We start from the raw sequence: 15,177 nt of genomic DNA, 5'->3' as shown, positions 1-15,177 counted from the left end.
AATACCTTATCCGTGATAAAACGATTCGCTCAAGGCTGAGCTGTGTGTGGTGAAATGTCTCTAATTTCAACCGATAGATAATTTGATTTATGCGTGTTGATGTTATCTCAAAAAGGAATCATTGAGCTTTATGTTCTCAGGGATGCTATTTATTTTCGCTCCGCTTGTGGTGGGGTATCTAATTCCTATATCTCGATCTTCGTTATTGGAGAAGATCAATCAGTCAACGTCCTACCTTATTTACGTCATTTTGTCGTTGATGGGTCTTAGCTTAGCGGCGCTCGATAATTTAAGCAGCAACTTACAAAGTATTCTCCTCTATGCGAGTACGTTTTTTTTGTGTCTAAGTGCCTGCAACCTGTTGGCTCTGCCTATTATTGATAAAATTATTCCACTCCAGACCAATCAGAATCAAAAGAAGTTACCGTTATCTTCGATGGCTTTAGAGTCTGTTAAGCTTATCGTGGTCGTTGGCGGCGGGTTAGTGGTTGGCCTGCTGTTACCCATTGATTTAAGTTGGGTAGATACAGCAAGCGAATGGATACTCTTTCTACTTCTATTTTTTATTGGTATTCAGTTGCGCAATAGTGGACTTACTCTGCGTCAAATCCTATTAAATAAACAAGGAATGGCCATTGCGGCTGTTGTCATCGCAACATGTATGCTTGGTGGCGTTCTTGCAGCGGTGCTTTTGGATCTTCCTCTTTATCAAGCACTCGCAATGGCTTCAGGTTTTGGCTGGTATTCACTCGCAGGTATTTTAATGGGTGACGCTTTTGGTCCGGTATTTGGTGGCGCGTCGTTCTTGATTGAATTGATGAGAGAGCTAGTCGCACTGGTTGCCATTCCTCTCTTTATTCGTAGCTATCCGTGCACCGCAATTGGTTATGCCGGTGCAACAGCAATGGACTTCACCCTACCCGTTATTCAAACCACCGGTGGTGTGCGTTGTGTTCCTGTTGCTATCGTTAGCGGCTTTATTTTGAGTTTATTGGTACCAGTTATGATGCTTTTCTTTGTATCACTTGCTAGCTAGATCTCAGGTTTTCGCTTTAACATCCATTACAATACGGCAAAAATTTAAATACCCAGTTAACGTCAAAGTGGTCAATATTTTTTGGCAAGACCCCTCTTTCTTTTCGTCATTCAGCCCAACGATTTGTCACGACCAAATAGAAAGAAGGGAGAAACATCAAATGATGCGCATTGCGTTAATAAAGGGATAACAACCAGAAGGAAGAAGAATGAAACGCTTTGTCGTTGCAGCGCTCCTCGCTACAAGCTCAACTTTTACGCTTGCCGCAGATCAACAATGTCTTGCTAGCAAATACGATGGCTACGTCGATGCCTCACTACAGTGGTATCAAGATCTTGTTGATTTGACGGTTACCCAATATCCAGATCTGAAAGAAGTTAGTCAATGGTTCTTGGATGGACGTAAACATCACTTTGAATTAAACCGCGAAGCGGTTCACTACTTTCTAGAGAACGACCCTAGCCGCGTTGCGACGGAACAGCCAATCGAAGCATGGTTAAAACTAGAGCAACATGACGTTAAGCAGTTAGCGACCCGAAGCGATAAGTTAGGTGAAGTTGCAAAACAGACATTTAGCGACCGTCAATCAACTAACCACCCAAAAAACTACGAGCTTCGTTCAGCATTCGCTGATCTGCTTAGTCATCCCCAACAAATTGATACCGCACTTAATAAGTACAATCAGTCAATAGAAAAGATTGAAAAGCAGAAATGTGACTAAGATTGCTCACATTAGTCGTTGATTAGCATTCGATAACATCAGAGTGTTTTAACGTACTCAATCTAGAATTTTTTAATGTGAATATCGTAACCTTCACCTAAAATTTTCATTTCTACAACTTGGGTTTCAACAATTAAAACGGGACTTTGCGCCCGTTTTAGTTTAGATTGTGCCGCTCGCATTACCAAAATAACTACAAAGATTCTTTGCTATGGTTAAGGAACAAAAAGCCGCTGATGTTAGCTTTGAGAGCTTGCTAAAGATCTTCACTGTCCCAGAAGGTCCGGACTCAACGTTAACTAAAATTGACGAGAGCCTCTCGCGAAATCTAAATCAATTTCTTCGTGAACACATCGTGGCAGAAGAAAAGCCTTTACGCGAAATCGAAAAAGACTTTTCTTCTGCTCAGATTCCTGAGCAGCCAGAGTTCGTGTCAGATCATACAGAGCACTTACTCGACACTTTGGTGTCGCACTCAGTTCACACATCTTCACCAAGCTTCATTGGTCATATGACATCGGCACTGCCTTATTTCTTGATGCCACTGTCAAAGATCATGATCGCCTTAAACCAAAACCTGGTAAAAATAGAGACTTCCAAAGCCTTTACGCCACTTGAGCGTCAAGTTTTGGGTATGCTGCATCGCTTGATATATGGTCAGAATGATACTTTTTACAATCAGTGGATGCACAGTGCAAACCACTCATTAGGCGCATTTTGTTCCGGCGGCACCATAGCCAATATCACTGCGCTTTGGGTAGCACGTAACAAAGCGTTAAGAGCCAATGGCTCATTTAAAGGCGTGGAAAAGGAAGGCCTTTTTAAAGCCATGAAGCACTATGGCTATGATGGCTTAGCGGTGCTAGTGTCTGAGCGTGGTCACTACTCCCTTAAGAAAGCGGCCGATGTATTAGGGCTAGGCCAAGAGGGCTTGGTTGCGGTTAAAACCGATACCAACAACCGTATTATTATCGACGACCTTAAAGCGAAAATTGTTGAGCTCGAAAAACAAAATATCAAGCCTATTGCTGTTATTGGTGTGGCTGGCACAACAGAGACAGGTAATGTTGATCCATTGCCTGAAATCGCTGAAGTCTGCCAAGCTCACGGCTGTCACTTCCATGTAGATGCCGCATGGGGTGGCGCAACACTTATGTCTAACCATCACCGTCACCTTCTTAAAGGTGTGGAAATGGCAGACTCAGTAACTATTGATGCGCACAAGCAGCTCTACATCCCGATGGGCGCTGGTATGGTTCTGTTCAAAGACCCTGACGCAATGAAATCCATAGAGCATCACGCTCAATATATATTGCGCAAAGGTTCAAAAGACCTAGGCAGCCATACATTAGAAGGTTCACGTTCGGGTATGGCGATGTTGGTCTACGCCGCAATGCACATCATAAGTCGCCCAGGTTACGAGCTTCTGATTGACCAAAGCATTGAAAAAGCTCGATACTTTGCGGATTTAATCAAACAGCAAGATGATTTCGAGTTAGTTTCTGAACCAGAGCTTTGTCTGCTCACATACCGTTATTTGCCGCCATTCATCCGTGAAGCATTAGCACAAGCAGAAGGCTCACAAAAAGAACAACTGAATGAGCTGATCAATGAGTTAACACAGTTTATTCAAAAGCGTCAGCGCGAAACGGGCAAATCGTTCGTTTCACGTACAAGACTGAACCCAGACCAATGGCAACGCATGAATACGATAGTGTTTCGAGTGGTTTTGGCAAATCCACTGACCACAAAAGAAATTTTGAGCTCAGTGCTTGATGAACAACGCGAAATCGCCAAGCAAGCACCAAATTTGATGAAAAGAATTCAACAGCTGGTTGTTGATATTCAATCGTCTTAACGGCCAGATCGAGTTACATCAATTTGAAATTTTTTTTCGTTTTGATGTAACTCAAACATCATTATCGTGCGACTAGCGCAACAAAACTTCGTTTACACATCCAATTCTGTAGTTTTTACAACATTTTGTTTGAGGCCTGTCAAATTCTCACTAAATAGTACCCGTTATTGGTTTAGACTGATTGAAGATCAGGTTTATACTGATTCTATGGCGCTGGTTGTTTTCGTTAACGCCCCACTCTACTCCGGAATCTTCGTGTTTCCTTTCGTTAGCAGAGCCAGCGAGTTGTTCTCTATACCCTCGTGAACACTATGAATACATTAGAAAAAATTCAAAAAAACCTGGAGAATTTCAGTAAGTCAGAGCGCAAAGTTGCGGAAGTAATTATGGCGTCTCCACAAACTGCAATTCATTCAAGCATTGCAACGCTGGCTAAAATGGCCGACGTTAGTGAGCCCACTGTAAACCGCTTCTGTCGTCGTCTGGACACCAAGGGCTTTCCAGATTTTAAGCTTCACTTGGCACAGAGCCTAGCCAACGGCACCCCTTACGTTAACCGTAATGTGGAAGAAGACGATGGCCCAGACGCGTATACCCATAAGATTTTCGAATCGACGATGGCGTGTTTAGATGTCGCTAAAAATAGCCTAGATCCAATGCAAGTGAACCGTGCGGTCGATTTGCTAACGCAAGCGAAGCGCATTTCATTCTTTGGCCTTGGTGCATCATCTTCTGTTGCCCGAGACGCACAAAACAAGTTTATTCGCTTTAATATTCCAATTACTTGTTTTGAAGATATTGTTATGCAGCGCATGAGTTGTATCAACTGCAGTGATAATGATGTTGTGGTTCTTATTTCTCATACCGGTCGAACAAAGAGTCAGGTAGAAATAGCGAACCTTGCTCGTGAAAATGGCGCAACGGTTATTGCGATTACAGCGAAGGATTCTCCTCTAGAAAAGGCAAGCTCGCTGGCCATCACGCTCGATATTCCAGAAGATACCGACGTTTACATGCCAATGGCAAGCCGAGTTGTACAAATGACAGTGATTGATGTGCTAGCAACTGGCTTCACTCTTCGCCGTGGTACAGGTTTCCGTGAGAACCTAAAACGCGTAAAAGATGCGTTGAAAGACAGTCGCTATGACAAATTAAGCCAGTACTAAGCACTAAAGCTTAGTCAATACTTTATCTAGGGGAGCTCAAGGCTCCCCTTTTGTTTTAATGCAGCTAAGAAAGCAATCACCCTAAGTCGTTGACACTCGATAAGTCCGTTCTTGATTCCAGTACTTCAACAGAACTGACATGTTGTGCACTCTCAGCTGCGCACTCTCCGCTACAATCACAGACTTGCTGCAATATGTGTATCAAACGTTCCTGATTCAGGGGTAAAGGATTCCCTTTGATTGCCATTGATTTAAGCGCATCATTCGCCACTTGCTCAAAAGAGGTTTGGCATACTCCAAATTGAGCCAGTAGCGGTAACGCTAACTTATCTAGCACCATATTTACCCAAAGAATTCCATCGTGTTCGTTCGCGTTTACTCGCTCAGTGACTAATTGGGCCAACTTGCGATAACGACTTATCACATCATTCCTACCCGCGAGTTTAGCGGCGTTAATGTTCTCCTGCATCACGTGTGGAGCTAGGCGAGCCGTAATAACGCTATGGGGGGCGTCTAACTTGCCTCCTAACGCCGATGCTAACCCATGAGCGGCACCTAATTTGGCATTAGTAATCGCCATACCACCAAGCAATGCAGCGAACGATAAATCAGAGCGCGCCTTATGATTATCTTGCTTACAAGCGGCAATCACTGAACGGCTTAAGCGGCGTAGCCCCTCTTCGCAGACCATATCAGTAAGAGGGTTTGGCTCACCACACACATATGCTTCCATTAAATGAGTGAACGCATCCATTGCGCCACGTCCAGATGTGTATTGGTTGGTCCCGTAAGTAAGTGTCGGGTCTACAATGGCAACGTCTGCGAGCATATCAGGGCTTCTAAGACTCACTTTCACTTTATCTTGTCCTGATTTCAGCACAGCATTTCTGGTCACTTCTGAACCGGTGCTTGCTGTCGTAGGAATCGCAATAAAATGAAGAGGCTTTGCTTTTAAAGGGACGCTTCTTCCTACCACTTCTACGTAATCGTAAACATTGCCTTGATTGGGAATAATGGCAGCTAAGGCTTTGCCCATATCGATGACGCTGCCACCACCTATCGCAACCACCATATCAGGTTGGAATTTTCTACCGAGCACTGCGGTCTCTTCTACCATCGTGATGTATGGTTCACCAACGATAGCTACGTGCTGGTAACGCATATTTTGAGCTTTAAGATATTGGATAATGGGGGCGGCTCGTTGGGTATCCTGCCCAGTAACCAGCAAAACACTGTAGCCAAATTGGTTAATAACGGACAATGAAGATTGAAGTGCACCTTCACCAAATATAATCCTTGTTGCAGTCATAAACTGAAACATACACACCCTCCCAAAAGAATATACCCAAATAACCTCTCGCCCTCTGATTTAACACTTATGTAAGAGTTGAAGTTATTTGCGTATAGCCAAAATAGATTGCTATTTTTTTAAACAAAAAAAATTGACCAATTCCACCTTGCCATCATTAACCCTTTAGAATGTATGTTTTTTATGCGTCACTTCACATACTTCAGAGCCGTAAAATAAGCACGCGCGTTTAGTTTTTATTCGATAGATTTCACCTATAGAACCAAGAGGTAATTGCCGCTTTATTTCCGTATCTGGATCGGGCATAGTTACTCCAACAAAAGAAAGCGCACTCAGCCGCTATGTTTTGTACGCTTTCAAAAAAAGAATAGATTTAGGAGAAATAAGATTATGTTCGTTGTTATCTTTGGTCGCCCTGCATGTCCTTTCTGTGTTCGTGCAAAAGAGCACGCAGAAACGCTAAAAGCAAAACGTGATGACTTCAACTACCGTTACGTTGATATTCACGCTGAGGGTATTTCTAAAGCAGATCTTGAGAAAACAGTTGGTAAACCAGTTGAAACCGTTCCCCAGATCTTTATCGACCAAGAGCACATCGGTGGCTGCGACGAATTCGAAGCATACGCGAAAGAGCACCTAGGTCTATTTGACGAATAATAAAGACTGTTTTCAAAAAAGCCGCTTCATGCGGCTTTTTTATTATTTTTCAGCTGGTTATTACGTTAAGTCAACTAATGGTAAAACCTAAAAAAATTCACTTATCTTTTTGCTATATTTAGTTACAATTCACAGTTCTTAATCTTTTTTGGCACACACTCTACCGAGCCACACAGTGAACATAGACGTCGTATACCTTCTTGAGCAAAACCCTATCCTTCTAATCTTCGTCGTATTAGCCATTGGCCTTGCCATCGGAAAAATTCGATTTGGCAAATTACAATTAGGCAACTCTATTGGCGTTCTTATTACCTCTTTGGTAATGGGCCACCTTGGTTTCTCATTTAATGCAGAAGCTTTAACCATTGGCTTTATGCTGTTTATCTACTGCGTTGGCATTGAAGCTGGACCAAACTTTTTTGGTATATTCTTCAGAGATGGTAAGCATTATTTTATTTTAAGCATGACTGTTCTCGTGTCTGCGGTCAGCTTAACGTATGGTTTGAGTCACTATTTCGGCCTCGATTTTGGCTTATCCGCCGGTATGATGGCAGGCGCATTGACCGCAACGCCAGTACTGGTTGGTGCACAAGATGCTCTTAACTCTGGCCTTGCGACTATACCGCGGAATATGGAATTTTCTCTGGTATTAGAAAATCTATCCGTAGGCTACGCGATGGCTTATCTGGTCGGCTTAATTAGCATGATCATGTTTGCTAAATTGTTGCCAAAACTGCAAAAACAAAACCTTTCTGATTCCGCGCAGCAAATCGCACAAGAGCGTGGCCTTGGAAATTCAAGCCAGAGAAAAGTGTATTTACCCATTATTCGAGCTTACCGAGTGGGCCCAGAGCTAATTGACTGGACTGATGGTAAAAACTTGCGAGAACTGGGTATTTATCGTCAAACTGGCTGTTACATTGAACGAATCCGTCGCAATGGTATTCTCGCCCACCCAGATGGTGATGCTATCTTGCAAGAGGGAGATGAAATTGCACTGGTTGGCTTCCCTGACAGCCATGCTCGCTTAGACCCTAGCTTCCGTAATGGTAAAGAAGTATTCGACCGTAACTTGCTTGATTTGCGCATCGTTGAAGAAGAAATCGTCGTAAAAAGTGACGCTATCGCTGGTAAGCGTTTATCGGATTTGAATTTGTCTGAGTTTGGCTGTTTCTTAAACCGCGTAGTTCGCGCTCAGATTGAAATGCCTATGGACTTAGACATTGTGCTCGCTAAAGGGGACGTCCTTCAAGTGAGCGGCGAGAAAAGCCGAGTACATGGACTGGCGGAAAAAATCGGTTTCATCTCGATCCACAGTCAAATGGCCGATTTGCTCGCTTTTTGTAGCTTCTTTATTTTGGGTATTCTGTTTGGCCTCATCACAATGACGTTCGGTCAGGTGTCTTTCAGTTTGGGTAATGCGGTGGGTCTTCTGTTGTCCGGTATTACGCTTGGTTTCTTACGAGCAAATCACCCTACTTTCGGTTATGTCCCACAAGGGGCGCTGAATATGGTCAAAGATCTAGGGTTAATGTTCTTTATGGTGGGAATTGGTCTAAGTGCAGGTGGAAAGATGTTCGAGCACCTAACGCAAGTAGGACCAAAAGTCATTGGTTTGGCATTTATTGTCAGTGTTGTGCCTGTAGTTCTGGCTTACTTAGTTGGCGCACACGTACTCAAGATGAACCGTGCTCTGCTCTTCGGTGCCATTATTGGCGCCCGTACTTGCGCTCCAGCTATGGATGTCGTTAACGACTACGCTAAGTCCACCATCCCTGCCCTTGGTTATGCGGGTACCTATGCGATTGCGAATATTTTAATGACGCTAGCTGGTACGATTCTGATAATACTAAGTTAATACTCACTTTGACTATGAAATACAAAAAGGCGCTCAATGAGCGCCTTTTGTTTATTGGTTATCTAGTCTGTGATTCGATTAGATTTGAATGAAGTCTGCTTCAACTGCTGGATTCACATCCGCTTCGTAATCTACGCCTTCAACGCCGAAACCAAATAGTTTCAAGAACTCTTCTTTGTACTCAACGTAGTCAGTCAGCTCTTTTAGGTTCTCAGTCGTAATTTGAGGCCATAGCTCACGACAGTGCTGCTGAATGTCGTCACGAAGTTCCCAGTCATCCAGACGTAGGCGGTTCATCTCATCAACTTCTGCCGCGCTACCGTCTTCTTTGTATAGACGTTGGCTGAACATACGGTAGATTTGTTCCATACAGCCTTCGTGTACACCTTCTTCGCGCATTTTCTTGAATACCATTGCGATGTACAGTGGCATAACAGGAATTGCAGAACTCGCCTGAGTTACAACAGATTTAAGTACCGCAACATTGGCACTACCACCTGTTGCTGCTAACTTGTCGTTTAGCGCTTTCGCTGCACGGTCTAGGTCCATTTTTGCTTTACCTAGTGCACCATCCCAATAAATTGGCCAAGTTAGCTCAGTACCAATGTAGCTGTACGCGACGGTCTTACAACCTTCAGCAAGAACACCAGCATCAGACAACGCATTGATCCAAAGTTCCCAATCTTCACCGCCCATTACAGTGACAGTGTCTTTGATTTCTTCTTCTGTTGCAGGCTCAACGCTAGCTTCGATGATCACATCTTTGTTGGTATCAACAGCCGTTGATGTGTAAGTTTCACCGATAGGTTTAAGAGATGAACGAACTAATTCACCAGTTTCTGGCATTTTACGTACTGGAGATGCCAGTGAGTAAACCACCATATCGATTTGACCTAAGTCTTCTTTGATCAGCTCGATAGTTTTCTGTTTCGCTTCATTTGAGAAAGCGTCGCCGTTTAAGCTTTTTGCGTACAGACCTTCTTCACGCGCTAGCTTTTCAAAAGCAGCGGCATTGTAAAAACCTGCTGTACCTGGCTTCTTCTCAGTACCTTCTTTTTCGAAGAAAACACCGATAGTTGATGCACCGCCACCAAATGCCGCAGCGATACGAGAAGATAGACCGTAGCCACTTGATGCACCAACAACAAGAACACGCTTAGGTGCGTTTTTGATTGGACCTTGCGCTTTGGTGTACGCAATTTGTTCTTTTACGTTAGCTTCACAACCAACAGGGTGCGTTGTAGTACAGATAAATCCACGAATTCTAGGTTTGATGATCATATTCAACTTCCTTTAAAAAACCTTGTTAGGATAAAAGTTTCGTTGGGATTTCGCATCTAATTTCTGTAAAAATGCTCTTAAAAGGCAAGTGGTTGGAGCACTATCCCACCATCCACTCCCCAAGAATACAAAAAAGCACCTCATTGAGGTGCTTTTCTTAACATTAGTTGTCTATTATGCCGCCGGATTCAACTGCGACTTTTTTGGGCTATGAGTTCGCACTTCAGAAAAGTCATGACTAAAGTGGTCAACTTGAATCGCCTTGTAGCGCAATTTATCTGCAGCCATGATTTGATCAATTTCTTGTTCAGTTAACACGCCTGCTTCAAATGCTTGCTGCAAACGATCATGTAGCAGACCTTTACGAGCCACTTTACCATCCTTCGCAGCCTTCATAAGTTTACGCTCCAAAGGTTTAATGTCGTACATTGCAAGGAATGCATTCTCCATTAAGCCTACGCTGTCATCCTCTGATTTTCCGATGTAGCACAGATGCGTGAGGCGATCACGTTGCGCGCCTGGCGTCATCATCGCTTCAGCCAAATTCACACACAGCTCATCACTTGGCTTATTGAAATGATTACCAAGCGGGAACAATAGCCCCTTAAGCACACCGCCAACGTATTTCACAGGGAAGTTGGTGTAAGCCTCATTTAATGACTTAGAAGCGTTATACAAACAGTGTTGAACAGCGTAATGAACGAAGTCTAGATCGCCTTGTTGACGGCCTTCATCTTCATACTTTTTCAAGGCAGCAGATGCCATGTATAGATAGCTTAATCCATCACCCAAACGTGCGGAGATCATTTCTTTACGCTTCAAGTCTCCACCTAAGGTTAACATCGCAAAGTCTGCACTTACTGCAAGTGCACGACTGAGACGAGTAATGTCTTTGTAGTATTGCTGCGTTGGGCCACTCATGTGCGCGTTAACAAATCGAGAACCAGTTAGTGCTGCACCAAATGCACCGAATGTATTACCGAGCGCGTGCTTGATGTGTTTAAAGATCAAGTTGTCAAATTCTTTCGCACCTTGTTCAGAATCTGGATTCGCCGCTGCTTCCATTTCTTTTAGAACATATGGGTGACATCGAGTCGCACCTTGACCAAAAATCATCAGGTTACGAGTCAGAATATTCGCGCCTTCAACGGTGATAGCAACCGGGATACCAAGGTAATGTTTAGCAAGATAGTTCATTGGGCCATCTTGAATCGCACGACCCGCATGGATATCAAACGAATCATTTAGAATGGTACGCGCGATTTCCGTCATGTGGTACTTGGCAATCGCGGTTACAATCCCAGGTTTTTCTTTCATATCGAGAGAAGTCGTCGTTAGCGTACGCGTCGCTTCTAGTAGGTAAGTAAGACCACCAATGCGCCCCATTGCTTCTGCAACACCTTCAAACTTACCGATGGACATTCCAAACTGTTTACGCACGTAAGCATAAGCACCTGTTGTACGTGTAGTAAGGTGACCAATCGCTGTGCCAAGCGCTGGAAGAGAGATACCACGACCAGCAGAAAGACACTCAACCAGCATACGCCAACCTTTACCTGCGTAATCAGCGCCACCGATCAACCAGTCCATAGGGATGAAGACATCTTCACCACGAGTTGGGCCATTCATGAACGCAGACCCCAGAGGATCATGGCGCTCGCCTATCTCGACACCTTCATGGTCAGCGGGAATCAACGCACATGTAATGCCAACCTCTTTCTTGTCTCCAAGTAGCCCTTCAGGATCCTGCAGTTTAAATGCTAACCCGAGCACTGTCGCAACTGGCGCAAGCGTGATGTAGCGTTTATTCCAACTAACTCGCACGCCAAGCACTTCTTTGCCTTCATGGGTGCCGTAACAAACCACGCCTTGATCAGGTATGCCACCTGCATCAGAACCCGCTTCAGGGCCAGTTAGGGCGAAACAAGGGATGTCTGTACCATCAGCTAAACGAGGCAACCAGTAATCTTTTTGCTCTTGCGTACCATAGTGCGATAGCAGCTCACCAGGGCCAAGAGAGTTTGGTACCATTACCGATACCGCGGTACTGATACTTCGAGTCGCAATACGAGAAACAATGGTTGAGTTCGCCAAAGCGGAAAATTCACGACCACCATATGCTTTCGAGATGATCAAAGAGAAAAATCGCTCTTTACGTAGGTATTCCCATACTTCAGGTGGTAAATCCCTGTCTTCTTTGACAATCTTCTGGTCATCAAGCATTTCTAGCAGGGTTTCAAGCTCATTATCCATAAATGACTGCTCTTCTGCCGTCAGTGTAGGCGTTGGATAATGATGCAATGTTGTGAAGTTTGGCTTGCCTGAGAATAGTTCGGCATCCCACCATACACTACCCGCTTCCATCGCCTCTTTCTCGGTGCTAGACAGAGGTGGCAATACTTTTTTGAACACTTTAAAAGCCGGGTCACTAATCCATTTTCTTCGTAGAGAGCTCATAGTTCAGATCCTTTTGTTCACGTAACCGCTCGGGGTATAATCTTATTATTGGTTTAACTTTCTTATTTGTCTTATGCCAACTGCTTTGCTGACATTCCTGCTGACAAATATGGAATCAGTAAATCGACGACAGATTTCACATCGACTTCCTTTTCAAACTTACTTTCTGCCAGCTCCGAAAGAGCTTGGCTTGAAGCCATCGTAAATACACAGGTCCCTAACGTGAAGTGCAGTCGCCAAAACAACTGTTCTTCACATAGTTCCGGGTTCGCCTTCATTATCGAGAAAGTGAAAAGGTTTAGTACCTCTTCGTATCTGGTGGTAATGAACCAGCGTAGATGACCTTGAACGTCTGTATAACCGCGGCCAATTAACAACATAAATAGCGCAGTACCATTTGGGCGTACATCATTTAATGTACGTAAAGGTAATCGCAATGACTCAAAGACATCGTCCATGTTGTAGCTATCGCGCGTGTTTAGCTCAATTAATGAAGTCTTAATGCTCGGCATTAGTGCTTCTAAATACCTATCTAAAACCGCTCTAACCAGCGTTTTTTTATCGCCAAAGTGATAGTTTACCGATGCTAAGTTAACGTTAGCTTTACCTGTTATCGTTCTTAGCGAAGTATCATTAAAGCCATGTTCAGCAAAGAGTCCTTCTGCGACATCGAGTATTTTTTCTTTTGTTGATGTTCTCGGGGCCATTTTAATCACTCGTATTAAACAACTGTTTGAAAATATACTCCCGAAACTTAAGATTAACAAATGATTAACATCACACTTTAACCAATTGGTCTGACCAGACAGTAAAAGGTGTGATCTAATCTTTTGAAATTCAATCGAATACTCCAGTGAAGCTTGTCAGAAGAAAACGATCAAATTTCTCAGTCCAGCGCAATTGAAACGCTAACAATAGCCTTGGCGGCTCGGAGTGAGCGACGAGAGTATGAAATACATCTTCGGTTCTAGGGGAGATAAAATGAGAAACACAGAAGTTAGTAACTTCGCCAAGTTGGTAATCCATCTCGATTTTTCTATTACTTTCGGATGTGTAAGAAGCTAGAAAGCATTAAGTAGAAATTTTTTGAAAAAAAATGGAACTGTTTGGAAAAGGCTCGGTCTGAATATACGTAACAGTTAGGGCATTTGAAGTTTCACTGGCCGTCAAACTTGTTTCCATCTAATTGTTACGTTGCTGCTTTTTTCTTATTAACTCCTATGTTTGTATCCGCCCAGTCAAATTTTCGGCTGGGCTTTTTTTCGCCTATAGATTTACCAAGCGCCTCTTTCGATGATTTGCCCTAACTCCATCAGCTAGACCTTAGTTGGTCACAAAAGTAACCACCCTGAAGTGGTTGATGTGCCGATCTGCAAGACATAAAAAAGCCTCCCGAATGGGAGGCTTTACTAAACAGTGTGTATCTTACGCTTGCGCTTTCTTAGGCAAAGAAAAGTGCAGTAACGCGTAGCCAAGTAACGCGGCTGTCGTCGAGCCCATTAAGATACCTAGTCGAGCATAGGTATCAAACTCAGGGCTTACATTTCCAAACGCTAAAGAGGAAATGAATATAGACATTGTAAAACCGATACCACACAACACAGAGACCGCAAAGATATGCTTGAAGTTAATGCCTTCCGGTAACTTAGCTACACCCATTTTCACAGCTGCCCAACTAAAGGTGAAGATACCTAGAGGCTTACCAACCAGTAGTCCCAAAGCAATACCTAATGGCAGCATTGAAGTTAGGCCTGACATCGATACGCCTTCTAGCGAAATCCCCGCATTTGCAAATGCGAATAGAGGTAATATACCAAATGCCACGTATGGATGAAGTGCGTGCTCCATGTGCTTAAGTGGGGAATGTTCGCCCTGTTTACCCTTAAGAGGAATAGCAAAGCCGATCACTACGCCTGCAAGTGTTGCGTGAACACCAGATTTAAGTACCGCAAACCATAAGATCGCGCCGACTATCATGTATGGTGTCAGTTTCGTTACTTCCTTCGCATTCAACATGAACAGGACACCAGTCATGATGAAGCCAACAAGCAGCGCCATGCTAGAAAGATCACCTGTGTAAAACAGTGCAATAATAACAACCACGCCTAAATCGTCGATAATAGCGAGAGCTAACAAGAACACTTTAAGGCTTACTGGTACGCGCTTACCTAGTAGCGCCATGATACCTAGAGCAAATGCAATATCCGTCGCAGCTGGAATTGCCCAGCCAGAAACCGCCTCTGGGTCGTTAGCATTAAACGCAACGTAAATAAGAGCAGGCGCTAACATACCACCAACCGCTGCAATCGCAGGGAAAATTGCGGTTTCTTTTGATTTTAGCGCTCCTTCAAGTAGCTCTCGCTTCACTTCAAGGCCAATAAGTAAGAAGAAAACAGCCATTAGGCCGTCATTAATCCAGTGAGAAACTGACATACCGAATACATAAGTATGCAGTACAGATTGATAAGTTTCGCCCAGCGGTGAGTTAGCAATGGTCATCGCAATTGCCGCTGCAATTACGAGAAGAATACCACCTGCTGATTCCATTTTGAAAAAGTCACGAATGACATCGTTCATGGTTTCGTCCTTATATTTATTATCTTAATAAACGATTAACAAAGAGTGATAAGAGTGTATAGCTGTCGAAAACTTTAGAATAATCGCTTCTTCAGAGTATAAACTTCGGTTTTTTCGATGTTAAGTTTACTATACATCGTATTTTCCAACATAACACTCAATTTTGATCGGAGATCGTATTTGTTTTTGTCGCACCAAATATTTATCAAGATGATGAGAAAATCAGCATAACACGGCTTGTACCATCATGATAACCC

At 43.6% G+C, this 15,177-nt stretch carries 11 protein-coding genes; 6 read left to right on the top strand and 5 right to left on the bottom strand.

Annotated elements, in window-relative coordinates:
* Positions 1 to 130: 130 nt before the first annotated feature.
* The 4 genes from R7R24_RS07355 to R7R24_RS07340 all read left to right on the top strand — a co-directional run bounded on the left by R7R24_RS07355 (position 131) and on the right by R7R24_RS07340 (position 4,781).
* Positions 131 to 1,036, top strand: coding sequence for a lysine exporter LysO family protein (locus R7R24_RS07355; protein ID WP_005378011.1), 906 nt, complete (start codon positions 131 to 133; stop codon positions 1,034 to 1,036).
* 208 nt (positions 1,037 to 1,244) lie between these two features.
* Positions 1,245 to 1,757 carry a hypothetical protein gene (locus R7R24_RS07350; protein WP_017634875.1) on the top strand — a complete coding sequence of 171 codons (513 nt, stop codon included), beginning with the start codon at positions 1,245 to 1,247 and terminating at the stop codon, positions 1,755 to 1,757.
* A 211-nt stretch (positions 1,758 to 1,968) separates the two neighbouring features.
* Positions 1,969 to 3,615 (top strand): pyridoxal-dependent aspartate 1-decarboxylase PanP, encoded by a 1,647-nt coding sequence (gene panP / locus R7R24_RS07345; RefSeq protein ID WP_054577926.1) that lies wholly within the window; start codon positions 1,969 to 1,971, stop codon positions 3,613 to 3,615.
* Between the two features lie 311 nt (positions 3,616 to 3,926).
* Positions 3,927 to 4,781: a MurR/RpiR family transcriptional regulator gene (locus tag R7R24_RS07340; protein WP_005378021.1), complete on the top strand. Its 855-nt coding sequence runs from the start codon at positions 3,927 to 3,929 to the stop codon at positions 4,779 to 4,781.
* A 76-nt stretch (positions 4,782 to 4,857) separates the two neighbouring features.
* Here the strand turns inward: R7R24_RS07340 and R7R24_RS07335 are convergent, their stop codons facing one another.
* Positions 4,858 to 6,102 carry an iron-containing alcohol dehydrogenase gene (locus R7R24_RS07335; RefSeq protein WP_191115713.1) on the bottom strand — a complete coding sequence of 415 codons (1,245 nt, stop codon included), beginning with the start codon at positions 6,100 to 6,102 and terminating at the stop codon, positions 4,858 to 4,860.
* A gap of 378 nt (positions 6,103 to 6,480) precedes the next feature.
* Between R7R24_RS07335 and R7R24_RS07330 the strand changes: the two genes are divergently transcribed.
* The gene (locus R7R24_RS07330) at positions 6,481 to 6,747 is read left to right on the top strand and encodes a GrxA family glutaredoxin (protein ID WP_005378026.1); all 267 of its coding nucleotides are present in this window, start codon (positions 6,481 to 6,483) and stop codon (positions 6,745 to 6,747) included.
* Between the two features lie 175 nt (positions 6,748 to 6,922).
* Complete coding sequence (locus R7R24_RS07325) at positions 6,923 to 8,605, top strand: aspartate:alanine antiporter (RefSeq protein WP_005378028.1); 1,683 nt, start codon at positions 6,923 to 6,925, stop codon at positions 8,603 to 8,605.
* A 78-nt stretch (positions 8,606 to 8,683) separates the two neighbouring features.
* Here R7R24_RS07325 and fabV read toward each other — a convergent pair whose 3' ends face one another.
* The 4 genes from fabV to nhaA form a co-directional block, all read right to left on the bottom strand.
* Positions 8,684 to 9,886 carry an enoyl-ACP reductase FabV gene (gene fabV / locus R7R24_RS07320; RefSeq protein ID WP_005388648.1) on the bottom strand — a complete coding sequence of 401 codons (1,203 nt, stop codon included), beginning with the start codon at positions 9,884 to 9,886 and terminating at the stop codon, positions 8,684 to 8,686.
* 174 nt (positions 9,887 to 10,060) lie between these two features.
* The gene (locus R7R24_RS07315; protein WP_085569573.1) at positions 10,061 to 12,343 is read right to left on the bottom strand and encodes an acyl-CoA dehydrogenase; all 2,283 of its coding nucleotides are present in this window, start codon (positions 12,341 to 12,343) and stop codon (positions 10,061 to 10,063) included.
* 71 nt (positions 12,344 to 12,414) lie between these two features.
* Positions 12,415 to 13,050 (bottom strand): TetR/AcrR family transcriptional regulator, encoded by a 636-nt coding sequence (locus R7R24_RS07310; protein ID WP_005378033.1) that lies wholly within the window; start codon positions 13,048 to 13,050, stop codon positions 12,415 to 12,417.
* 718 nt (positions 13,051 to 13,768) lie between these two features.
* Positions 13,769 to 14,920, bottom strand: coding sequence for a Na+/H+ antiporter NhaA (gene nhaA, locus R7R24_RS07305; protein ID WP_005378034.1), 1,152 nt, complete (start codon positions 14,918 to 14,920; stop codon positions 13,769 to 13,771).
* Positions 14,921 to 15,177: the final 257 nt, after the last annotated feature.

Source organism: Vibrio sp. 704 (assembly GCF_033339295.1).
This window is presented reverse-complemented; position numbering and strand designations above follow the sequence as displayed.